Source organism: Ruegeria sp. C5, assembly GCF_056537605.1.
The window spans coordinates 242,219-262,645 of the sequence record NZ_JBQFRX010000004.1; the positions used below are offsets into that span (position 1 = coordinate 242,219).

A 20,427-nucleotide genomic window follows, 5' to 3' on the forward strand; every position below is an offset into this window, starting at 1 on the left:
AGATGAGCCGCGCCAACAGGAGACTTCCATGACCACGACCCGTTTTGCCCCGTCGCCCACCGGTTACATCCATGTGGGCAACCTGCGCACCGCCCTGATGAACTATTTGATCGCCCGCAAAGCCGGCGGTACGTTCATCTTGCGTATCGATGACACCGATCCTGAGCGGTCGAAGGAAGAATATGTCGACGCGATCAAGCAGGATCTGGAGTGGTTGGGCCTGCATTGGGACCGGGTTGAGCGACAGTCGGAGCGTCTGGACCGCTACGCCGAGGCCGCCGACAAGCTGCGCGAGATGGGCCGGTTCTATGAGGCGTTCGAGACGCCCACCGAGCTCGACCTCAAGCGCAAGAAGCAACTGAACATGGGCAAGCCGCCGGTCTATGACCGTGCAGCGCTGAACCTCAGCGGCGCCGAGAAAGAAGCCCTGCGCGCTGAGCGTGGCAATGGCGTCTGGCGGTTCAAACTGAACCACGAGCGTATCGAATGGAACGATGGCATTTTGGGCGACATCTCGATCGATGCAGCTTCAGTATCCGACCCGGTGCTGATCCGGGGCGATGGTCAGGTTCTCTATACGATTGCCTCTGTGGTCGATGACACCGAGATGGGCGTAACCGATGTCGTGCGCGGCTCGGACCATGTCACCAACACCGCAACGCAGATTCAGATCATCGAGGCGTTGGGCGGCACCTGTCCGCGTTTTGCGCACCACTCGTTGCTGACTGGCCCGCAGGGAGAGGCGTTGTCGAAACGCTTGGGCACTCTGGCCTTGCGCGATCTGCGAGAGCAGGGCGTGCAGCCAATGGCCTTACTGAGCCTGATGGCGCGTCTGGGGTCGTCAGATCCGGTTGAGTTGCGCTCGGATATGTCAGAGTTGATCGACGGCTTTGATGTTACACGCTTCGGTGCGGCCCCAACCAAGTTCGACGTGCAGGACCTGTTCCCGCTGACCGCGAAGCACCTGCAATCGCTACCGCTGGCCGATGTGGCCGATGCCGTTGCTAAAGCAGGTGTACCTGCTGAACTGGCCGAGCCTTTCTGGACCATGGCGCGCGAAAACATCACGACGCTAAGCGATCTCGAGGGATGGTGGGAATTGTGTCGTGATGGGGCCGAACCCCTGATCGCTGACGAGGACCGTGAGTTCATCGCTCAGGCTGTCTCATTGCTGCCCGAAGGCCCATTCGATGGGGAAACTTGGGGCACATGGACCAAGGCCGTGAAAGAGGCCACAGGCCGCAAGGGCAAAGGCCTGTTCATGCCGCTGCGCAAAGCGCTAACGGGGATGGAGCGCGGGCCCGAAATGGCGACCTTGCTGCCGCTGTTGCAGGTGATCCGCGCTCGCGGCTGACTTCAGGGTCAGTGCTTAGAATACGAAGGAGGCAGGTAAATCACCTGCCTTTCTTTGTTCTCCGGGTCGCAAAACTTGCGCCGAAACGCGTTGCAGGCGGTCATCCACGAATTCGGTCTCGGCCTGCTTCAATTGTTGGTGACGGGGATAACGGGGCTCGGCGCGGTCGTTCAAAATCGGAGCATCCCAACCATCGGTTGTTGCAAAGAAGCGATCGGCGCCCTCTGGTCCAAAAGCCCGCAGATACCCTTGCACGACAACATCAATATAGCTGAGCAATAGGGGATGGTGATTGCTGGGCGCGGTGTGTCGATCATGCGGGACTGCGTAGACAGCGATTTCCACCTCTTGCGTCAGAGTGTGCGTGACCGACCGTGTGGCTGGAACGCGGTCATAAGCCCATTCTCTTTCATCCAACGCGGCCCAGTCGTTTTTAGGAACATGGGCGATCATACCATCGATCTCGGAATCAGCATCCGGCACAGCGGTCAAAAACGCCACCGGGCGCAGATCCGTGTGCCGCCATGCGCGTCGCCAACCTTTCAGTCGCGCTGGGCGCGGGTCGGGGAAATCATGCGTCGATAGGTTCACGAGGCTGCCATAGCCGAAGAAATAAGGGTCTGCCATGCGGGTCGCGTCCTTCTTTGACGATTGATGTATGTCAAACAGTCTTTTTACGAGACATGCAATAAAGCTTCACCTTGAGATTCGGGAGGCCCTAATGCGGATTACCAAACGGACGAATATCGCGGTGCGTGTTTTGATGTATTGCGCCGCACATCAGGAACGGCTGGTCACGAAGGCCGAGATCGCCGATGTCTGTAATATTTCAGAAAACCATCTGGCACAGGTGATCAACCAACTGAGCCAGCTAGACTATCTCAGCACACAACGCGGCCGCAATGGCGGCATGACGCTGGCGCGCCCGGCGGATCAGATCCGGGTCGGGTCCGTGTTTCGCCATGTCGAAGGCGGATTGCCGATTGCCGAGTGTTTTGCGGATGCTGACAACACCTGCCCACTGACCGATGCCTGCCGCCTCCGGTTGGCGCTGCGGGATGCGGCTGAGGTGTTTTATGCGTCGCTGGACGAAATCACGCTCGATGCGTTGGTGTGCGACAATGACCAATTGCTGAAAATATTGCAGCCTGTCGCTTGTATGCGCTGAACTCAGTCGCTGGCGCGCAGTATGCGCGCAGGGCGTACTGAAAGCGGGCGCAGGGCAAAGACCATCCCCGCGCCTAAGGTAACGCCAACACCGGCGATGACGATCCCAAGCGCGGATGGCCAGATGACCGCGAACTCTGTGTCGAATATATAAGTAGCCACGGCCCAACCGCCCAGAATTCCGGTCAGCAAAGCAACGCAACCTGCGGCTGCTCCCAAAAGGATTGCCCGCAGGGCAAAGCTGCGCAATATGCGCCCACGGTTGGCACCCAGAGTCTTGTGGATCGCTGCCTCGTACCTACGCGCCGGTTCGCCCGCTGCCGCCGCACCGATCAACACTAAAAACCCGGTCAACAGAGAAACCCCTGCGCCATATGACGTGGCTGCCGCAAGCCCTGCCAGCAGGCCTGATACCCGGTCGATGGCGTCTCTGACCCGGACTGCCGTGATGTTGGGGAATTGACCGGCCAAATCACGCAGAATGGCGGCCTCGGCCTGTTCTTCGGCATAGACGGTAGCGATGAAGCTATGCGGGGCACCAGCCAAGGCAGAGGGGTTCATCGACATGACAAAACCCATTCCTGCAGTGGAGAAATCAACTTCGCGCAGCGATGTGAGTTCAGCTGTGATATCGCGGCCCAGGATATTAACGGTCAGCTCATCGCCCAGTTTCAGGCCCATCTCGTCGGCCTCTTCTGCGGCAAAGCTGACTTGCGGTGGGCCGCTGTAGTCCTCTGGCCACCAAACCCCGTCAGTCACGCGGGCATTCCGTGGGGGGCGGGCAGAGTAGGTTACGCCCCGGTCGCCGTCCAGAACCCAGTGATCGCCTGCAATCTCGTGCGCGGGTCGCCCATTGATTTTGGTAATGATCCCACGCAGCATCGGAGCGCTTTCTACCCGACTGACGGCAGGGTCAGTGTCGAGACGTTCGCTGAACCCGGGCATCTGATCCTTCTGGATATCGACGAAGAAATACGAGGGTGCGACCTCAGGCAAGTTGCCCGAAATCGCATTGCGTAGCGTGCCGTCGATCTGCCCCACCGCCGCAAGGACCGAAAGGCCGAGCCCAAGGGACAGGACCACCGATGCTGCGCCTTCGCGTGGGTCAGAGATGGCGGACAACGCCCACCGCAGGGCTGGACGCCCTCTGGCCCAAGGAGCGCCCGCGCGGGCCAATTTGCGAATGGCAAAGGCAGAAAGGGTCAGCAAAGTGAGCGCCCCCGCCAGACCTGCGCTTGTCCAGAGAGTCAACCGGGTTGAACCGCTGAACCAAGCGGCGGCTCCGATCAGTACGGCCAGGCCAATTGTAGTCGCAATTACATAAATCAAGCGCGGGAAGCTGCTTGCCGAAGTCAGCGCATCCCGGAACAATGTTGCCGCACGCACCTCCTCGGTTCTGGCCAGAGGCCAAAGCGTAAACAGGAACGCGGTTAGCACACCATAAAGTGCGGCCTCGAACAGGGGCTGCGGATATAGCGAGAATACAGCAGGGATCGGCAGTTGGGTTTCGATAACCGGTGCCAGCAGCATTGGAAGCGCCGCGCCCAGGGTCAAACCCATGACGATACCAACGCCTGAAAGAACGGCGATCTGGATCATGTATGTCTGAAAGATTGTGGCCCGATCAGCGCCCAAAGTCCGCAATGTCGCAATGGTTTCCGTTTTCTGGGACAGATAGGCGCGCACGGCAGCCGATACGCCGATCCCCCCAACCGCCAATCCGGATAGACCAACCAGCACCAGAAACGCGCTGAGGCGCCCTACAAACTCGGATATCCCCGGCGCACCATTGCGGGCATCAGTCCAGCGCATGCCGGTTCCCTCGAAGGCCTGCCTGGCCTGCTGCGACAGCGCCTCCAACTCGGCGGTTTGCGGCAAGTTCATCCTGTATTTGGTGGAAAACAAAGTACCCGGAGCCAGCAGGCCCGATGATTGCAAATCCTCGGTTCGAACCAACGTGCGCGGTCCCAGCGAGAACCCATCTGCCGCACCATCCGGTTCGTGTTCCAGCGAGGCCATCAAAACGAACCTCTGCGTGCCGAGATCAAATTGGTCCCCAATCGCAAGGTTCAGGCGGTCAATCAGGGACGGAGCCATCACGGCGCCGGGCAGCCCATCGGCGCCCGCCAAGGCCTCGGGCAAAGAAACTGCGGGTTCCAGAGCCACCGATCCCAACAGCGGATAGGCCCCGTCCACGGCCTTCACCTGAGTTAACGCCCGTTGCGCGCCTGCGCCATCACCCGTGACGGCCATGGACCTGAAATCGACGACCTCCGACACTGCTTGCGCGGTGTCCGCCATCCAGTCACGTTCCTCATCATTTGCAAAGCGATAGGTGAACTCCAGCTGGGCATCGCCGCCTAAGAGCGACGCGCCCTCTTGTTGCAATCCGGTCTGAATGGCTTGGCGCACCATGCCAACCGCAGCAATTGCTGCAACACCCAAAGCCAGGCAGGCCAGAAACACCCGAAACCCGCGCAACCCACCGCGCAGTTCGCGCCGGGCCAGGCGACCGGCCAGACGCAGGCTCATTCGGCGGCCTCACGCTGGGATTCCTCGGCGATACGCCCATCGCGCAAGCGCACAACGCGGTCGCATTTCTGAGCCAGCGTATGGCTGTGCGTGACCAGAACCAGAGTTGCCCCGTGACGGTCCCGCAGTCCGAATAACAGATCAATGATTGCTGAACCGTTGGTTTCATCCAGATTTCCCGTTGGTTCATCTGCCAGTAATATATGCGGGCGCGGGGCCGAAGCGCGGGCCAGCGCCACACGCTGTTGCTCGCCGCCTGACAACTGCGCCGGGTAGTGATCGATACGATGTGAAAGGCCCACGGCCTCCAACTCGGCCGCGGCGCGCTGGAAAGCATCTTTGTGTCCCGCGAGTTCTAACGGGGTCGCCACGTTCTCAAGCGCGGTCATCGTCGGGATCAAGTGGAAATTCTGAAACACTACGCCCATGGCATCTCTTCTGAACCGTGCCAGCGCATCTTCGCTCATTTTCGTTAGATCTTGACCCAATGCGGTAACACGTCCGCCGGTTGCCTGTTCTAAGCCGCCCATCAGCATCAGTAGCGAAGACTTTCCGGAACCAGAGGGACCGATCAGCCCCAGAGTTTCACCCTTGCTCACAGTCAAAGTGATGTCGTGCAGGATATCCACTCTTCCGGCATTGCCATCTAGCGATAATGCGGCATCTTGGAGGGTGAGAACGGGTGTCGTCATCGATCAGGCCATCAAGAGGGGTACAGTCCATTGGGATATGGCGCGATACAGAAGCTGCGCAAGGGTTTGATGTCAGGCGTGTTCATCTGTTGCGGATTTGCCGCGACGGCTGAGCCGGTGGTGATTGCGGCGCTCGGAGATTCCCTGACACAAGGATATGGACTTCCGCAACAAGACGGGTTTGTGCCCCAACTGCAACGCTGGTTGCAGGAGGAAGGGGCGGATATTCAGCTTATCAACGCCGGTGTTTCCGGGGATACGACCGCAGGAGGAGCCTCCCGCGTTGATTGGACTCTGACGCCAGAGGTCGATGGCATGATTGTAGCCCTCGGCGGCAATGATCTGTTACGCGGTATCGATCCGGATGTGTCGCGCGCCAATCTTGAGGCAATCCTGAACACCGCTGAAGCTGCGAATGTCGAAGTTCTGCTGATCGGCATGCAAGCCCCCGGGAACTATGGGTCGGATTACAAGCAAAGTTTCGATGCCATGTATCCGGAACTGGCGCAGCAGTATGGCGCGATCTATGCGGAAAGCTTCTTTGACGGGCTCACGACCGAGGGCGATCCTGCAGTCGCGCGCCAGTTCATGCAATCTGATGGCATCCATCCAAATGCCCAAGGCGTTGCGCTGATCGTTGACGCGCTAGGACCTTTTGTACTGGCTTTAGCGGAGCGCGCTACCGATTAGGAGGGGTCCTATGCCAGGCCGGTTTTTTCTCACACGACCAATTGGCGAGATAGTTAAGTTCCTGAATGTGAAAGATAACGTAGGGCCTCAGCCCCCGCGCAGAAATATTCAACCGGGTCAGGAGGTGACGGTATTGACCGGTGAAGGCTTGAAGATGATGCGATGGGGGATGATCCCGGTCGGCAGGGTCAATGCGCGCGGACGTCCGGTGATGGAGACCATTATCAACGCTCGCTCTGAAACGGTTTTTGACAAAAGCGCATTCGAAGGTGTTGGGCGCGCAGTTATACCAGTTGATGGCTGGTACGAGTGGACCGGAGAGAAACGGCGCAAAACTGCATGGCGTATCGCAGCGAAGGATGGCATACCGCTGTTATTTGCTGCAATTACGGATAGTTGGGAGGCCCCTGGTGGGCAGCGTGTGGATCAGGTCGCCGCAGTCACCTGCGAGCCAAATGCCGATGTAAAGCCGATCCACCACCGTATGGGTGTGTTGCTGGGGTCGCAGGATGTGGATTGCTGGTTACATGGATCCGAAGAAGAGGCACAGAAGCTGATGCGCCCATGGCCAAAAGGTCGCCTGAGGATTGAACAAGCCGACGATGTGGATTGGTCGGCGGCTTAGACCACGGTCACCACGGTTCCAATCGGCACCCGGTTGTACAGATCGATTACATGCTCATTCAGCATCCGTATGCAGCCGTTCGAGGCCGCGCGACCGATGGTTTGCGGTTGTGTGGTGCCATGGATGCGGAAATAGGTGTCGACTCCGTTTTGGAACAGATACAAAGCGCGCGCGCCCAGTGGATTATCGCTCCCTCCGGGTTGGACATAGTCGTTGTCCTTGAACCGACCATAGGCCACCGGGTCGCGTTCGATCATCTCATCGGTCGGTCGCCAGGTGGGCCATTCCTTCTTTACGTCGATAGTTGCGGTTCCTGTAAACTCCAGTCCGGCTTTGCCGACGCCGCAGCCATAGCGGATCGCTTTGCGGGGTTCGGTTATGTAATAAAGGTAGAAGGAACGGGGAACGACCAGCAGCTGACCGGGTAGGAATTGCTTTTTGACCCGCACGAATTGTGGCGTGGGATCATACTCGAGCGCTTTCTTGGCGCTGACAACGCCCGGAAGCAGGCTGACGGCAGTACCGGCCAGAAATACGCGGCGTGTGAACATGGCGACATCCCTCAAATGACCAAAGAAATCATAACGCTAGTTTTGAAATGATAGCGGATTTGGTCAATCACCGGGGAGGAATAACCCGATTGTGATGTATTCCCTATGCCACACACGGGGCGCGGGCATAGCGGAGAGGGCGGGAAAAATCCCGCCCTTTGAATGGCTTAGGCCAGTTCGATATTGTCGGCGCTTTCGCGGCCGTCACGACCAGCGCGCAGCTCGTACGTGACCTTCTGGTTGTCGGCCAGACCGGTGAGGCCCGAACGCTCGACAGCCGAGATGTGTACGAAGATGTCTTTGCCGCCATCTTCGGGTGCGATAAAGCCATAGCCTTTGGTGGTGTTGAACCATTTTACGGTGCCTGCGGGCATATCCGTTGTCTCCTGTTTAGTGCTGCCCACGTGGATGCGGCAGCCCGGCGTCGTTGTCTGTATCGATAGACTGAGCGCCGTAGAAGGAGACTGCAGGTCGAAATAGAAAAACGTAAGCCTCTTGGATATGGCATCGGTCAGACGGTGTGGCAAGGGCGGATTGTATGGATTGTACAAGGGTTTGAGGCGGAATCGTCCGTCTTGTACAAAAATCCGCCGATGGTTCTGGTTATTAGTTAGCAGAGCTTTGATAAGGTCCGGTTATTTATCTGGCGCGTCGGAGTGGCATTCAGAATCCGTTAACCCTCGTCATGATCAAGTTACAGCATGAGCGATTATCGACGCGTCCGCATTCCCGGGGCCAAGTATTTTTTCACCGTGTCTTTGGCCGACCGGTCGTCGGATTTGCTGGTGCGAGAGGTGGCGCATTTGCGGGCCGCCTTTGCAGTGACCCAGAGGGAGCGGCCGTTCTGGTGCGATGCGCTTGTGGTGTTGCCGGATCATTTGCACGCGGTGTGGACCTTGCCGCCGGGGGATGCGGATTATTCGACACGGTGGGGTGCGATTAAGGCGCGGTTTACGCGTGGGGTGAAGGCGTCGGGAGTGGTGGGGTGGAACCCCACCTTACGCACAGATTCGAAAATTGCGAAAGGGGATGCCGGGATTTGGCAGCGCCGGTTTTGGGAGCATGCAATTCGGGATGAAACGGATTATCGCAATCATATGGCATATTGTCGGGGGAATCCGGTGAAGCACGGGTTGGTCGAGCGCCCCACCGATTGGCCGTATTCGTCAATCCATCGCGATATTCGTGCAGGTCGGGTTGATCCGGAGTGGAGCGGTGTGGTCACCGATGGCACGTTCGGAGAGCCGTAGGTTGGGGTCTTACCCCATCATTTGAGAGGTTGGAGTTTGCAAGTGGTTTGGTGCGCGGGAACAGATCGTGCGAGTTTTCGGGTATGATCGTTGAGTGAGAGATGGGGTGAAACCCCATCCTACGCTTGCGACGTATGCTTCAAACAGCGGTTGTGGTTTGTAGGCCGGGCTTCAGCCCGGCATTCATCTAGACCCGCAAGCCGATTATATGGGTTGGTGCAATGCGATGGCCGATATTGGCGAAGTCGCGGCTGTTGCGCGGCTTGCCGGGCTGAAGCCCGGCCTACTTGCTATTTTTCTAGAAGTTCCGCACATGTGTCACCGATTTTGCGATGGTTTGCATCTAGATTTCCTCGGCGATAAAAATCCTCGACCAAGCCAGCTGCGAAGCAGGAAACAAATGCACCCTTTTGAGCCTGCTCTATCGAAAATCCGTCCTCAACCAACTTGTCGTGCAATCTGGAAACAGACACAATGTAAACGTCAGAGTCCAACGTTTCGCCGAAAACCCTGCTCGATAACTGATAGAAATGCGTATCAACAATTGACAAGACAGTTTGGAATGAACTGTACAGTTTTGCCGGAACAAAATCGATGTCTTCGCGGTTTTCGATGAAAGCAACAATCACATCAGACATTTCTGGATCTACCCATTTGTCTGAGAAATCAAACTTTTCCTGCTCACCGTCGTGCTTCTGCAAGAAATAGGTGAAATCCGCTGGCGCGGCAAAGGTGGTGACCCTCTTTGGCGCTTCAGCCAATGCGCCACTTGCGCCGCAAACTAGGAAAGCAGAAATCTGTGCGCAGCGCGTCGCAAACCTAATCATTAAGAAAGCATCGCCATTTCTGCTGCTTCAACAATACGACCCGCATCCAGCCTCACCGCGCAAACTTCTTATGCTTCAAACGCTTGGGCTCCAGCGCGTCCGGTCCCAGACGGCGCTTCTTGTCCTCTTCGTAGTCTTCGAAGTTGCCCTCGAACCACTCCACATGCGCATCGCCCTCGAACGCCAGAATATGCGTGCAAATCCGGTCGAGGAAGAAGCGGTCGTGTGAGATGACGACGGCGCAGCCGGCGAAATCGACCAGTGCGTCTTCCAGCGCGCGCAGAGTTTCGACGTCGAGGTCGTTGGTTGGTTCGTCGAGCAGCAAGACGTTGCCGCCCTCTTTCAGCAGGCGGGCCATGTGGACGCGGTTGCGCTCACCGCCTGACAGCAAAGATACCTTTTTCTGCTGGTCGCCGCCCTTGAAGTTGAAAGACGAGCAATAGGCGCGGGAATTGACCTGCGCGTCGCCCAGTTGGATGATCTCGGCACCGCCGGTGATCGCCTCCCACACGGTATCGTTGTCGGCAAGGTCATCGCGGGACTGGTCGACATAGGACAGCTCGACCGTGTCGCCCAGCGTGATGGTGCCGCTGTCGGGTTGTTCCTGACCGGTGAGCATCTTGAACAGGGTCGATTTACCGGCACCGTTGGGGCCGATGACGCCGACGATGCCGCCGGGGGGCAGGGCAAAGTCCAGCCCTTCGATCAGTTGCTTGTCGCCCATATGTTTCGAAAGGCCCTCAACCTCGATCACCTTGCCGCCGAGGCGCTGGCCGTTGGGGATGACGATCTGGGCGCGGGTCAGCTTTTCGCGTTCGGACTGGTCTGCCAGTTCGTTATAGGCGTTGATCCGGGCCTTGGATTTGGCCTGACGGGCCTTTTGGCCCTGACGCATCCATTCCAGCTCGCGCTGCAGGGTCTTCTGCTTGGACTTGTCCTCACGGGCTTCCTGTTCGAGGCGTTTGGCCTTTTGTTCCAGCCATGCGGAATAGTTGCCTTCGTAGGGAATGCCGCGACCCCGGTCGAGTTCCAGAATCCAGCCGGTGATGTCGTCCAGGAAATAGCGGTCGTGGGTGACGATCAGGATGGTGCCCTTGTAGTCGATCAGGTGTTGTTGCAGCCAGGCGATGGTCTCGGCGTCCAGGTGGTTGGTCGGTTCGTCGAGCAGAAGCATATCGGGCGCTTCGAGCAGCAGCTTGCAGAGCGCCACGCGGCGTTTTTCACCGCCCGAGAGGTTGGCAATGTTGGCATCGTCCGGTGGGCAGCGCAGCGCTTCCATCGAGACATCGATCTGACTGTCGAGGTCCCACAGGTTTTCCGCGTCGATCGCGTCCTGCAGGGTGGTCATTTCTTCCATCAGCTCGTCCGAGTAGTTCTCGGCGATCTCCATGGCAATCTCGTTGAACCGGTCGACCTTGGCCTTTTTCGCGGCCACGCCCAGCATGACGTTCTCGCGGACGGTCAGCGATTCATCCAGCTGAGGTTCCTGCGGCAGATAGCCGACCTTGGCGCCTTCGGCCGCCCATGCCTCACCGGTGAAGTCCGTATCGAGGCCCGCCATGATCTTCATCAGCGTCGATTTACCCGCGCCGTTGACGCCGACGACACCGATTTTCACGCCGGGCAGGAAGCTCAGGTGGATGTTTTCAAAGCACTTTTTGCCACCGGGATAGGTCTTGGAGACACCCTGCATGTGGTAGACATATTGATAGGCAGCCATGTCGCGTCCTCTGGGTCGGGGAAATCAAGTTGGAACGCTGGATATCCGAGGCGAGCGGGCGGGGCAAGCTGGTGGTTTTGTGAATTTTCTGTGGTCGTTTGATCCGGTAGAACCAACACGACAAGGAGTGGTGGGGTTTTGGCAGAACTTGCGGAACTGATTGCCGGTTGGGCGCAACCGGGCCGGGTGACATGGATCGGTGTACGTCCTGGCCGCAGAGCGGAATTGGATGGGCGCAACGAGGTTTGGGTCTCAGCCGATGGGCTCGACGGCGACCGCAGCCGGGCGGGCAAGCGGGCGGTGACTTTGATCCAGCAGGAACATCTGGCGGCGATTGGCTCTTATCTGGGGCAAGGATCGGTTAAGCCTGAGATCCTGCGGCGCAATCTGGTGGTTTCGGGGATCAATCTGGCGGCGCTAAAGGGGCGGGAGGTGCAGGTCGGGGAGGCCGTTTTGCGCTTTACCGTGATATGCGCTCCGTGCAGTCGGATGGAGGAGGCGTTGGGCAAAGGCGGCTATTCTGCTGTGCGGGGGCATGGGGGATGGTGTGCCGAAGTAGTGCAACCGGGGCAAGTCAGGCTTGGCGATGTGGTGCAGCCGATTGATTGACAACACCTCTTAGTTCTGAACATCAGCAGAGGATGGAACGCAGTACCATTCCATATGCGGGGCCCGGGCAGGTCGTGGGGTTGTTCGGAGGGTCATTTGATCCTCCGCATCAAGGCCATGTGCATGTGACGCGTGAGGCGATGAAGGCGTTTGGGCTGGATCGGGTGTGGTGGCTGGTGTCGCCGGGCAATCCGTTGAAGGAGCGGGGGCCTGCGCCTTTGGCGCGGCGGATGGCGGCGGCGCGGGATGTGATGCAGCATCCGCGCGTTGAGGTCACGGATATTGAGGCGCTGACGGGGACGCGGGCGACGGCGGATACGCTGTCGGCGTTGCGGCGACTTTATCCGCAGGTTCGGTTTGTATGGCTGATGGGGGCCGACAATCTGGCGCAGTTTCACCGCTGGAAAGATTGGCGACAGATCATGGACAGCGTGCCGGTGGGCGTTGTGGCGCGGCCTGGGGACCGGATTTCTGCTCGGATGTCTCCGGCGGCTCGGCTTTATGCCAAGTACCGTATCGACGGGCAGGCGCGGCATTTGCTGGGGCGGGCGGATGCTCCGGCGTGGTGTTTTGTGAACGTGCCGATGGTTGACGTCAGTTCGACCGAGTTGCGCAATCGCGGGAATTGGAGCGATGGGGTGTTGCCCGAATGACTCCACTTGGCGCATAATCTTAATCAAGTGATTGTCTGCATTTAAGCTCTGGGATTCTAATAGACCCATGGTCGATCGAATTTCGCGTCGTTTGTTTCTGGGTGGATTAGGGGCGTCTCTGGTTCCGGGCACAGGTCTGGCCGAGGCGCCTTTGGTGTCTCTGCGCCCTGTGCTGCGTGGCCCGCAACCCAACGGGGCTGAGCGGCTGGTTAAGGCGGCGGGGCTGAAGGGCGAGGTTGTTTTTGCCGTGGCCGACGTGGAAACCGGAACGCCGCTGGAGGTGTTCGGCGAGGGCCAAAGCCTACCACCAGCCAGCGTCGCCAAGGCGCTGACCGCGCTTTATGCGCTGGATGTGCTGGGTCCGGAGTATCGGTTCGAAACGCGCTTGATCGCGGATGGAGCGGTGGAAAATGGTATTCTGAAAGGCGACCTGATCCTTGCGGGTGGCGGTGATCCGCTGCTGGATACAGACGCGCTGGCCACAATGGCAGCCAATCTGCGCAAGGCCGGGATCACCGAGGTGAAGGGCGCGTTCAAGGTCTATGATGGTGCGCTGCCCTACGTCTTCAGCATTGATCCGGGGCAGCCGGATCATCTGGGCTATAGCCCGTCGATCAGCGGGATTTCCCTGAATTTCAACCGTGTGCATTTCGAGTGGAAACGCGAGGGCACCGGCTATGATGTAACCATGGATGCGCGCAGCGCGAATTATACGCCTTCGGTAGATATGGCATCGATGCGAGTCGAGAGCCGCAGCCTGCCGATTTACACCTATCAGCCAAGCGCGCGACAGGATCGCTGGACCGTGGCCAAAGGCGCGCTAGGCAATGGCGGGGCACGCTGGCTGCCGGTACGCAAGCCTGCGCTTTATGCCGGAGATGTGTTCCGCACGCTGGCACGCGTGAATGGGATCGTGCTGGGCCGGGTGCAGGTGACGCGGCAAGCACCGCAAGGGACCGAACTGGTGGTGCATCAGAGCGATCCGTTGGAAAGCATCCTGAAGGGGATGCTGAGATATTCGACCAATATAACCGCCGAAATGGTGGGTTTGGCGGCCACCAAGGCGCGCGGGGTTGCGCCGCAGAGCCTTGAGGACTCGGCCGCAGAAATGAACCTATGGGCGGCAGAGCGTTTTGGCGCGGATGGGATCGCGATGGTCGATCATTCCGGACTTAGCGGTTCCTCACGTATGGCCCCCGCCGGTCTGGTCAATACGCTGGTGGCGGCGGGGCAGTCAGAGGAGCTGCGGCCGTTGCTTCGGTCCTTTACGCTGGCCGACAAAAACGGGCAGCCGGTCAAGGATCATCCGATCAAGGTCGATGCAAAAACGGGTACTTTGAACTTCGTCTCGGGTCTTGGCGGTTACATGACAACGGCAGATGGAGTGGATCTGGCCTTTGCGATCTTCACAGCCGACACCGCGCACCGCGCCACGATCCCGCGTGCGTCGCGCGAGCGCCCGGACGGCGCGCGGGCTTGGAACCGGCGGTCTCGCAAATTGCAACGCAATCTGATTGAGCGTTGGGGTACGCTCTACGGTAGCTAGGTTGTATGCCGCGCCCGTGCCCCGCGTTCGATAGCGGCAGCGTGCAGGCGGTCGATGCTGAGTTCGTACCGGATTTCTTCCAGCAGACGCAGTTCGGTTTCGGCCAGAGTGCCGTCAGCGGCGGCCACATCACAGGCCAGCGCGTAGGCGGTTTCGTTCAGGCGTTCGGGCAGGTTGTCACGGATCAGTCCGAACAGGGCATCCAGCCCGTCCACCTGCTCAAACAGATCAAACACGATCTGCGAGACGCGGCGGGTTCGGTCGATATCGTAACCCGCGAACACCGGCAGCATGTTGACCGCGCCTTCGATCTTGACCAGCTCTGCGGTTCGGATGTTCTCGTCCGAGGCGGAAATCGCCACCATGATCGCCACAAGGCAATCCTGCGGGGACATCGGATGTGGGGTTTGCTCGGTCATGGTGTCGTCCTGAATGAAACGTTTGTTGCCGCACGATAGGAGCGGGTGCGGGGAGGTTCAACTGGTAGTTTTGGGGTGCAATGAATGCGATCAATGAAGGTGGGTGATTTCGGCTTTGATGTAAACGTCCGTTGAAAACTCAATCTGACATCGGCGTTTCATTATGCGGACCAATAGTTATGGTGCAAAAGAGGTGAGATCGGCTCGTACTCTTGGATTAAATCTATGCCAGCAGTCCAATGAACTCACCACACAAAGTTATTTCGTTTTTGGAGAACAACTTGACCAATCATATAACTCTTAGAGATGGCAGAACGCTTGCATTCAGCACTTACGGCGACCCAGATGGAACTCCAGTGATTTTCAGCCATGGGTTTTCCGACTCTCACGTAATTCGTCATCCTGACGACAGTCTGACCGCTTCGCTCGGCGTACACTGGATTTCTGCCGACGAACCGGGTGTTGGAGGGTCGAGCCCGAAGAAGGATCGGAGAATGGTGGATTGGGGCGCTGATATGGAGGATCTGGCGGATCAACTTGGCCTCGATACATTCAATGTAGCGGGCCATTCCGGAGACGGCCCCCACGCTTTGGCTGTAGCATTTCACATGCCTGAACGTGTGCGTAAAGTTGCGCTCGCTTCTCCTGTGGCACCATTCGATGAGCCCGGTGTCACCAAGATGCTGGTACTGAAGGATCTGAAAACCATCGCAAAATTGCGCCACCTGAGCTTACTGATCCGATGGCAGAGCGTATTGGCGCTAATAGTGCTTTGAAAGACATCCCTTCATATGTGGAGTCTGTCGTTGACCAAATGCCCAATGAAGCCAAAACAATGCTCCGCAATCCAGAGCAGCAAGCCTTGTTCGAAGAAAACTTTCGTCTTGGTTATCTGCAACACGAGGAAGGAGTTTTCGAAATGACGATGGCTCTTTGGGACTGGGGCTTTTCGCCAGGTGACATCCAGCAACCGGTGGAAATGTATTATGGTACGGCGGACGACATTATCTCGCCGGATATGCCGCGACACCTTTGCTCCGAACTTCGCGACTGCACAGCGCATGAGTGGTCGGGTGCGGGACATTATGGCTTTGTGGATCGCGAGCGGTGGACCGAATTTGTCGGCGCGGTCGCTAGTTTGTCTTAGCAAGTCAAAGGCGGCAATCCCACGTTGCGGACATTCGTAATTCAGAGCAGATATTGATGGCATGGTATTCATGCTCATAGAGGCATGAAAATCACCACCCTTTATTGACTCATACTGCACCTGCACAATAACAGGGGCCGGTCCGGGCGCATGGGGTGTCTGGCACGTTTCCCGATGGAGTATCCAAATGTCTGACCTGCGTGAAACCGCGATGACGTCCAAGGCGTGGCCGTTTGAAGAGGCGCGGCGGTTGCTCAAACGGTATAAGCAGGGCGCTCCGGAGAAGGGATATGTGCTGTTTGAGACGGGCTATGGCCCCTCGGGTCTGCCGCATATCGGCACCTTTGGTGAGGTCGCGAGGACCACGATGGTCAAGCGCGCGTTTGAGGCGCTGTCGGATATCCCCACCAAGCTGATCTGTTTCTCGGACGACCTGGACGGGATGCGGAAGGTGCCGACCAACGTGCCGAATCCTGAGGCGCTGCAGGATTATCTGCAATGCCCGCTGACCTCGGTGCCCGATCCGTTTGGCACGCATGACAGCTTTGGTGAACATAACAATGCCATGCTGCGCCGGTTCCTCGATACCTTCGGGTTCGAGTATGAGTTCTATTCGGCGCGTGAGTTTTATCGCTCGGGCCAGTTTGACGAGATCCTCAAGCGTGCCGTCGAAAAGTATGATGACGTGATGGCGATCATGCTGAAAAGCCTGCGCGAAGAGCGTCAGCAGACCTATTCGATCTTCCTGCCAATCCACCCCGAGACCGGGCGGGTTCTGTATGTGCCGATGAAGAAGGTTTGCGCCGAGACCTACACTGTCACTTTCGACGATGAGGATGGCAAGGAATGGACGCTGCCCGTGACTGGCGGCAATGTGAAGCTGCAGTGGAAGCCTGATTTTGGCGCGCGCTGGGCCGCTTTGGGCGTTGATTTCGAAATGTATGGCAAGGAACATGCCACCAACGAAAAGATCTATGACGCGATCTGCCGGGCTTTGGGAGGTCGTGCGCCTGAGCATTTCTCGTATGAACTGTTCCTCGATGAGAACGGGCAGAAGATATCAAAGTCCTCGGGCAATGGCGTGTCGATCGACGAATGGCTGACCTATGCACCGACCGAGTCGCTGGCCTATTTCATGTATCAGAAGCCCAAAACGGCGAAGCGGATGCATTTCGATGTGATCCCGAAAGCTTATGATGAGTATCATCAGCAGTTGCGGGCTTATCCGGTGCAGGACCTGAAGGGGCAGTTGAACAATCCTGTGTGGCATATCCATGGTGGGAATGTGCCTGAATCCACGCTGATGGTGCCCTTTGCGATGCTTCTTAACCTGGCGTCGGTTTCGGGAGCCGAGGATAAAGAGGCGCTGTGGGGCTTTATCCGTCGCTATGCACCAGAGGCCACGGCCGAAACGCATCCTGACCTGGATCAGGCGGCGGGCTTTGCGGTGCGCTATTTCAACGATTTCGTCAAACCGACGCGCCAACACCGCGCGCCGACGGATCAGGAGCGTGAGGCGCTGGAGGCGCTGAAGGCTGCCTTGGAGGCCTACGACGGGCCGGTGGAAGACGAGGCGTTGCAATCTGTGGTATATGCGGTTGGTCGCGATCGCTTTGACCCGCTGCGCGGCTGGTTCACGTCGCTGTATGAGGTGCTGCTGGGGGCGTCGCAGGGGCCTCGGTTCGGTGGGTTCATCGCGCTGTATGGCGTGCCAGAGACGATTGCGCTGATCGACAAGGCGCTGGCCGGGGAATTGGTCTGATTTGACCTGATCCAGTGTGGGGCTACCCTTGCATCAGGAGGTGGCCCCATGCGTCGACTATTGCTTGCTGTATCCCTGAGTGCCGGACTGGCATCCGGAGCTTTTGCTCAGAGTGACGAGATTGAGGCCAATATCTCGGCGCAGATACAGGCCTTCAAGGCGGATGACTTTGCCACCGCCTTCACCTTTGCCAGCCCCAATATCCAGCGGCTGTTCGGCGATCCCGAGAATTTCGGGATCATGGTGCGCCGTGGCTATCCTATGGTCTGGCGGCCTGCGGATGTGAGGTTTCTGGAGTTGCGCGAGATTAGCGGAGCCCTGTGGCAGAAGGTCATGATCACTGATGGTGACGGACGCGTGCATTTGCTGGACTACCAGATGATCCGGCAGGAAAACGGCTGGAAGATCAACGGTGTACAGTTGCTGGGCAACACCGACCCGGCGGCCTGATGCAACACCATCGTCACGGTGGTAAGAGCCGCGATTAATCCCTTTTCGATACTCAGACCCAAGCGCTTGGGCTCAGGGCCCGGGCAGTATCGGGTTTTGGCGCGCGTGCTTGGCGCGATTGGGAAAGGGATTTTACATGAACAAGGCAATCACCGACGGCATCGTGTTCATGCCGCCCGCCTATGCGGCTGGTCTTGGGGTCTGGTCCAGTGGCGACGGCACGCCGGGCTCTCCGACCTATGAGGGGTCGGGGACGGGGGTGTTCGTTCCGGCGGATGCGGATTTCGCAGGCTGTCTGGAGATTTATAAGACGGCAGAACCTCAGCGGCTGCGCTATATGGGGCAGACACCTTTGTTGCCGGGCTGCTATTTGCAGATCAAGGCGCGGGTGAAGGCGATCAGCGGGCCGCTTCCCGAGGTGCGGATTGCCGGCTGGGCCGGAGGAGCCGGAGATGCGCATGTGGACGGATTGGCCGAGCAGGGTCCGGCGGTGCAGCTGACCGGCTATGGCACCGTGCATGAGGTGACGGCCATCGTGGGCACGGGCCTGCGCCCCGGCGTGGACATGCCATGGGGCAATGCGGCGCTTTATGGACACTTTGGTTTGGATATCGAAGGCACCAACGGCGCGGTGGTGCGGGTGGATGATATCGAGATCACCGATGTGACCTCGGTCTTCCTGCGCGATTTGATTGGTCTGGTCGACGTGCGCGATTTCGGCGCTGTGGGTGACGGGGTCACCGATGACTCGTCAGCGTTTGAGGCGGCGGATCAGGCAGCGAACGGGCGCAAGGTTTATATTCCGCAAGGTGAGTTCCGGCTGGAAGAGAACACTAACATGGCGTCCGAGGTCGCATTTGACGGCACCGTCACGATGCCGGTCGACAAAATGCTGCTGCTGACCAAGAATTTCGATCTGCCCACCTATATCACCGCCTTTGGTGATGAAATGCTGGCGTTTAAAAAGGCGTTTCAGGCGTTGCTGAACAGCTCGGACCATGAATCGCTGGATCTGGGCGGGCGCAAGATCGCAGTGACCGAGCCCATCGATATGGCGGCAGCAGTGCCGAACCGGACGGGCTATGCCACCCGTCGAGTGGTGCGCAACGGGCAGTTTGACGTCAAAAGTAGCTCGAATTGGGATACCGAAACCTTCACCTCGGTCGCGACCTACAGCCCGTCTGATCCTGATACGCTGACCAACGTGGCCAATGTGGTGAATATACCGGTGGGTTCGCTGGTCACCGGCAGCGGGGTCGGGCGTGAGGTTTATGTGCGGTCGAAAAACGAAAGCACCGGTGAAATCACGCTGAGTGCGCCGACTTATGATGCCGCAGGGACGCAGACCTTCACCTTCACATCGTTCAAGTACCTGCTAGATTTCAGCGGTTTCAGTGCGCTGCAGAAGTTCAACATGGAAGGGATCGAGTTCCAGTGTAACGGTCGGTGCAGCGCGATCCGGCTGTCTCCGGGCGGGAACACTTTTGTACTGAAAGACTGTTTCATCAGTCGCCCGAAGGACCGGGGTATCACATCAATCGGGCGCGGATGTCAGGGGATGCTGATCGATGGCTGTCAGTTCCTATCGACCGAGGAAAGTCTGGACGTGCCGGACCGAAGCTCAATCGCGCTGAACGCCAATGCCAACGACGTCAAGCTGCGCCACAACCGGGCCACGCGATTCCATCATTTCGCGGTGCTGAGCGGCGACAACAATCTGGTGCTGGGCAACCACTTCTTCCAGGGCGACAACGTCGCGAACGGGGTGCGCAACGCCGGGTTGGTGATCATCGGCGGCTATAACAGTTCGTCCATCGCCGAGAACTATGTCGATAACTGTTTTATCGAATGGACCAACGAACACGATGCCAACCCGGATTACTTCACCAGCTTCTCGTTCAGCGCGCTGAGCATCACGGATAACATCTTTTATGCCAGCGATGTTGCCCCCTGGTTCAGCTATCTGGTGATCCGCCCCCATGGCACGGGGCATTTCCTGAACGGGCTGACCGTGACCGGCAACAAGTTCCGCGTCAACAACGTGCGGATTGACCGAGTGGACCGGGTCGATACCAGTTTTGCCGATCTCGACCCGGAAAGGCACAAGAGGGTGTGTTTCGAGAACAATACGTTCCACGGCATCGATACGCCTTGCGCCAATCCATTGCGGCTGCAGCACACGCAAAGCTCACCGTCATCAGCCTGGACCGTCAGTTCGCAGGGCCAATTGCCGTTCGGGGGCAGGGCGCGCGGGTGTGATGCGGTTGTGGCTCTGGGAAGCCTCAGGACATCGTTGAATGCGGTGCGATATACCGCGCCATATGTCGAGCTGCGACAGGGATCGGGCCAGAGCGATATCCGCCTGCGCTGGTCCGAAGGCTTGCGTGGTGCGGTTTCGACCATTCTGCGGATTGATACCTGATTGATGTGGTG

General features: G+C 58.3%; 21 protein-coding genes. 13 read left to right on the forward strand and 8 right to left on the reverse strand.

Translation table 11 applies throughout. The annotated features are described in order from the left end of the window. Nucleotides 1-28: 28 nt before the first annotated feature. The gene (gltX, locus tag ACR0AW_RS15590) at nucleotides 29-1,354 is read left to right on the forward strand and encodes a glutamate--tRNA ligase (RefSeq protein WP_170733612.1); all 1,326 of its coding nucleotides are present in this window, start codon (nucleotides 29-31) and stop codon (nucleotides 1,352-1,354) included. Between the two features lie 15 nt (nucleotides 1,355-1,369). On the opposite strand, the gene ACR0AW_RS15595 is transcribed toward gltX, so the two are convergent. Beyond that, a complete protein-coding gene (locus ACR0AW_RS15595; RefSeq protein WP_170514025.1) occupies nucleotides 1,370-1,981 on the reverse strand; it encodes a gamma-glutamylcyclotransferase family protein in 612 nt (203 codons plus the stop codon). 94 nt (nucleotides 1,982-2,075) lie between these two features. Between ACR0AW_RS15595 and ACR0AW_RS15600 the strand changes: the two genes are divergently transcribed. Continuing rightward, a complete protein-coding gene (locus ACR0AW_RS15600) occupies nucleotides 2,076-2,522 on the forward strand; it encodes an Rrf2 family transcriptional regulator (protein WP_170423813.1) in 447 nt (148 codons plus the stop codon). Nucleotides 2,523-2,524: 2 nt separating this feature from the next. Here ACR0AW_RS15600 and ACR0AW_RS15605 read toward each other — a convergent pair whose 3' ends face one another. Both ACR0AW_RS15605 and ACR0AW_RS15610 read right to left on the reverse strand, forming a co-directional pair. Then, nucleotides 2,525-5,053, reverse strand: coding sequence for an FtsX-like permease family protein (locus ACR0AW_RS15605; RefSeq protein WP_170733613.1), 2,529 nt, complete (start codon nucleotides 5,051-5,053; stop codon nucleotides 2,525-2,527). Further along, on the reverse strand, nucleotides 5,050-5,745 hold the full coding sequence (locus ACR0AW_RS15610) for an ATP-binding cassette domain-containing protein (protein WP_170395925.1): 696 nt from the start codon (nucleotides 5,743-5,745) through the stop codon (nucleotides 5,050-5,052). The genes ACR0AW_RS15605 and ACR0AW_RS15610 overlap by 4 nt, the downstream gene beginning before the upstream one ends. 69 nt (nucleotides 5,746-5,814) lie before the next feature. Here ACR0AW_RS15610 and ACR0AW_RS15615 point away from each other — a divergent pair, with 69 nt between their 5' ends. After that, nucleotides 5,815-6,435 carry an arylesterase gene (locus ACR0AW_RS15615; protein ID WP_170733641.1) on the forward strand — a complete coding sequence of 207 codons (621 nt, stop codon included), beginning with the start codon at nucleotides 5,815-5,817 and terminating at the stop codon, nucleotides 6,433-6,435. A gap of 10 nt (nucleotides 6,436-6,445) precedes the next feature. After that, the gene (locus ACR0AW_RS15620) at nucleotides 6,446-7,060 is read left to right on the forward strand and encodes an SOS response-associated peptidase (protein ID WP_170733614.1); all 615 of its coding nucleotides are present in this window, start codon (nucleotides 6,446-6,448) and stop codon (nucleotides 7,058-7,060) included. On the opposite strand, the gene ACR0AW_RS15625 is transcribed toward ACR0AW_RS15620, so the two are convergent. After that, the gene (locus ACR0AW_RS15625) at nucleotides 7,057-7,611 is read right to left on the reverse strand and encodes a L,D-transpeptidase (protein WP_170733615.1); all 555 of its coding nucleotides are present in this window, start codon (nucleotides 7,609-7,611) and stop codon (nucleotides 7,057-7,059) included. The two genes, ACR0AW_RS15620 and ACR0AW_RS15625, sit on opposite strands and share 4 nt — an antisense overlap. A gap of 167 nt (nucleotides 7,612-7,778) precedes the next feature. Beyond that, nucleotides 7,779-7,985 carry a cold-shock protein gene (locus ACR0AW_RS15630; RefSeq protein ID WP_010442474.1) on the reverse strand — a complete coding sequence of 69 codons (207 nt, stop codon included), beginning with the start codon at nucleotides 7,983-7,985 and terminating at the stop codon, nucleotides 7,779-7,781. A 327-nt stretch (nucleotides 7,986-8,312) separates the two neighbouring features. On the opposite strand from ACR0AW_RS15630, the gene ACR0AW_RS15635 reads away from it, so the two are divergent. Then, entirely contained in the window at nucleotides 8,313-8,861 is a 549-nt protein-coding gene (locus ACR0AW_RS15635; RefSeq protein WP_170512969.1) for an REP-associated tyrosine transposase, read from the forward strand. Nucleotides 8,862-9,151: 290 nt separating this feature from the next. Here ACR0AW_RS15635 and ACR0AW_RS15640 read toward each other — a convergent pair whose 3' ends face one another. Then, nucleotides 9,152-9,688, reverse strand: coding sequence for a hypothetical protein (locus ACR0AW_RS15640; RefSeq protein ID WP_170514035.1), 537 nt, complete (start codon nucleotides 9,686-9,688; stop codon nucleotides 9,152-9,154). Nucleotides 9,689-9,740: 52 nt separating this feature from the next. Next, nucleotides 9,741-11,408: an energy-dependent translational throttle protein EttA gene (gene ettA, locus ACR0AW_RS15645; RefSeq protein ID WP_170733616.1), complete on the reverse strand. Its 1,668-nt coding sequence runs from the start codon at nucleotides 11,406-11,408 to the stop codon at nucleotides 9,741-9,743. Nucleotides 11,409-11,546: 138 nt separating this feature from the next. On the opposite strand from ettA, the gene ACR0AW_RS15650 reads away from it, so the two are divergent. The 3 genes from ACR0AW_RS15650 (at nucleotide 11,547) to dacB (ending at nucleotide 14,216) form a co-directional block, all read left to right on the forward strand. Continuing rightward, the gene (locus ACR0AW_RS15650; protein ID WP_170395935.1) at nucleotides 11,547-12,017 is read left to right on the forward strand and encodes an MOSC domain-containing protein; all 471 of its coding nucleotides are present in this window, start codon (nucleotides 11,547-11,549) and stop codon (nucleotides 12,015-12,017) included. 32 nt (nucleotides 12,018-12,049) lie between these two features. Beyond that, on the forward strand, nucleotides 12,050-12,670 hold the full coding sequence (locus tag ACR0AW_RS15655; protein ID WP_170733617.1) for a nicotinate-nucleotide adenylyltransferase: 621 nt from the start codon (nucleotides 12,050-12,052) through the stop codon (nucleotides 12,668-12,670). A gap of 67 nt (nucleotides 12,671-12,737) precedes the next feature. Beyond that, nucleotides 12,738-14,216: a D-alanyl-D-alanine carboxypeptidase/D-alanyl-D-alanine endopeptidase gene (gene dacB, locus ACR0AW_RS15660; protein WP_170733618.1), complete on the forward strand. Its 1,479-nt coding sequence runs from the start codon at nucleotides 12,738-12,740 to the stop codon at nucleotides 14,214-14,216. Here dacB and ACR0AW_RS15665 read toward each other — a convergent pair. Further along, nucleotides 14,213-14,635, reverse strand: a complete 423-nt coding sequence (locus tag ACR0AW_RS15665; RefSeq protein ID WP_170395941.1) for a tellurite resistance TerB family protein — start codon at nucleotides 14,633-14,635, stop codon at nucleotides 14,213-14,215. The two genes, dacB and ACR0AW_RS15665, sit on opposite strands and share 4 nt — an antisense overlap. 281 nt (nucleotides 14,636-14,916) lie before the next feature. Here ACR0AW_RS15665 and ACR0AW_RS15670 point away from each other — a divergent pair, with 281 nt between their 5' ends. The 5 genes from ACR0AW_RS15670 to ACR0AW_RS15690 all read left to right on the forward strand — a co-directional run bounded on the left by ACR0AW_RS15670 (nucleotide 14,917) and on the right by ACR0AW_RS15690 (nucleotide 20,416). After that, a complete protein-coding gene (locus ACR0AW_RS15670) occupies nucleotides 14,917-15,411 on the forward strand; it encodes an alpha/beta fold hydrolase (RefSeq protein WP_480439313.1) in 495 nt (164 codons plus the stop codon). After that, complete coding sequence (locus ACR0AW_RS15675; protein WP_480439315.1) at nucleotides 15,378-15,782, forward strand: alpha/beta fold hydrolase; 405 nt, start codon at nucleotides 15,378-15,380, stop codon at nucleotides 15,780-15,782. Before ACR0AW_RS15670 ends, ACR0AW_RS15675 begins: the two co-directional genes overlap by 34 nt. Nucleotides 15,783-15,969: 187 nt before the next feature. After that, nucleotides 15,970-17,544: a lysine--tRNA ligase gene (locus tag ACR0AW_RS15680; RefSeq protein ID WP_170733619.1), complete on the forward strand. Its 1,575-nt coding sequence runs from the start codon at nucleotides 15,970-15,972 to the stop codon at nucleotides 17,542-17,544. A 48-nt stretch (nucleotides 17,545-17,592) separates the two neighbouring features. Further along, nucleotides 17,593-17,994, forward strand: coding sequence for a DUF4864 domain-containing protein (locus ACR0AW_RS15685; RefSeq protein ID WP_170733620.1), 402 nt, complete (start codon nucleotides 17,593-17,595; stop codon nucleotides 17,992-17,994). 136 nt (nucleotides 17,995-18,130) lie between these two features. After that, the gene (locus ACR0AW_RS15690) at nucleotides 18,131-20,416 is read left to right on the forward strand and encodes a glycosyl hydrolase family 28-related protein (protein WP_170733621.1); all 2,286 of its coding nucleotides are present in this window, start codon (nucleotides 18,131-18,133) and stop codon (nucleotides 20,414-20,416) included. The last annotated feature ends 11 nt before the right edge of the window (nucleotides 20,417-20,427 follow it).

Coding starts and splice junctions, on each gene's coding strand:
- ACR0AW_RS15665 (WP_170395941.1), bottom strand. CDS start 14,635: ATGACCGAGCAAACCCCACATCCGATGTCCCCGCAGGATTGCCTTGTG.
- ACR0AW_RS15630 (WP_010442474.1), bottom strand. CDS start 7,985: ATGCCCGCAGGCACCGTAAAATGGTTCAACACCACCAAAGGCTATGGC.
- ACR0AW_RS15625 (WP_170733615.1), bottom strand. CDS start 7,611: ATGTTCACACGCCGCGTATTTCTGGCCGGTACTGCCGTCAGCCTGCTT.
- ACR0AW_RS15595 (WP_170514025.1), bottom strand. CDS start 1,981: ATGGCAGACCCTTATTTCTTCGGCTATGGCAGCCTCGTGAACCTATCG.
- ACR0AW_RS15635 (WP_170512969.1), top strand. CDS start 8,313: ATGAGCGATTATCGACGCGTCCGCATTCCCGGGGCCAAGTATTTTTTC.
- ACR0AW_RS15675 (WP_480439315.1), top strand. CDS start 15,378: ATGGCAGAGCGTATTGGCGCTAATAGTGCTTTGAAAGACATCCCTTCA.
- ACR0AW_RS15690 (WP_170733621.1), top strand. CDS start 18,131: ATGAACAAGGCAATCACCGACGGCATCGTGTTCATGCCGCCCGCCTAT.
- ACR0AW_RS15685 (WP_170733620.1), top strand. CDS start 17,593: ATGCGTCGACTATTGCTTGCTGTATCCCTGAGTGCCGGACTGGCATCC.
- ACR0AW_RS15655 (WP_170733617.1), top strand. CDS start 12,050: ATGGAACGCAGTACCATTCCATATGCGGGGCCCGGGCAGGTCGTGGGG.
- ACR0AW_RS15610 (WP_170395925.1), bottom strand. CDS start 5,745: ATGACGACACCCGTTCTCACCCTCCAAGATGCCGCATTATCGCTAGAT.
- gltX (WP_170733612.1), top strand. CDS start 29: ATGACCACGACCCGTTTTGCCCCGTCGCCCACCGGTTACATCCATGTG.
- ACR0AW_RS15605 (WP_170733613.1), bottom strand. CDS start 5,053: ATGAGCCTGCGTCTGGCCGGTCGCCTGGCCCGGCGCGAACTGCGCGGT.
- ettA (WP_170733616.1), bottom strand. CDS start 11,408: ATGGCTGCCTATCAATATGTCTACCACATGCAGGGTGTCTCCAAGACC.
- dacB (WP_170733618.1), top strand. CDS start 12,738: ATGGTCGATCGAATTTCGCGTCGTTTGTTTCTGGGTGGATTAGGGGCG.
- ACR0AW_RS15615 (WP_170733641.1), top strand. CDS start 5,815: ATGTCAGGCGTGTTCATCTGTTGCGGATTTGCCGCGACGGCTGAGCCG.
- ACR0AW_RS15680 (WP_170733619.1), top strand. CDS start 15,970: ATGTCTGACCTGCGTGAAACCGCGATGACGTCCAAGGCGTGGCCGTTT.
- ACR0AW_RS15620 (WP_170733614.1), top strand. CDS start 6,446: ATGCCAGGCCGGTTTTTTCTCACACGACCAATTGGCGAGATAGTTAAG.
- ACR0AW_RS15600 (WP_170423813.1), top strand. CDS start 2,076: ATGCGGATTACCAAACGGACGAATATCGCGGTGCGTGTTTTGATGTAT.
- ACR0AW_RS15640 (WP_170514035.1), bottom strand. CDS start 9,688: ATGATTAGGTTTGCGACGCGCTGCGCACAGATTTCTGCTTTCCTAGTT.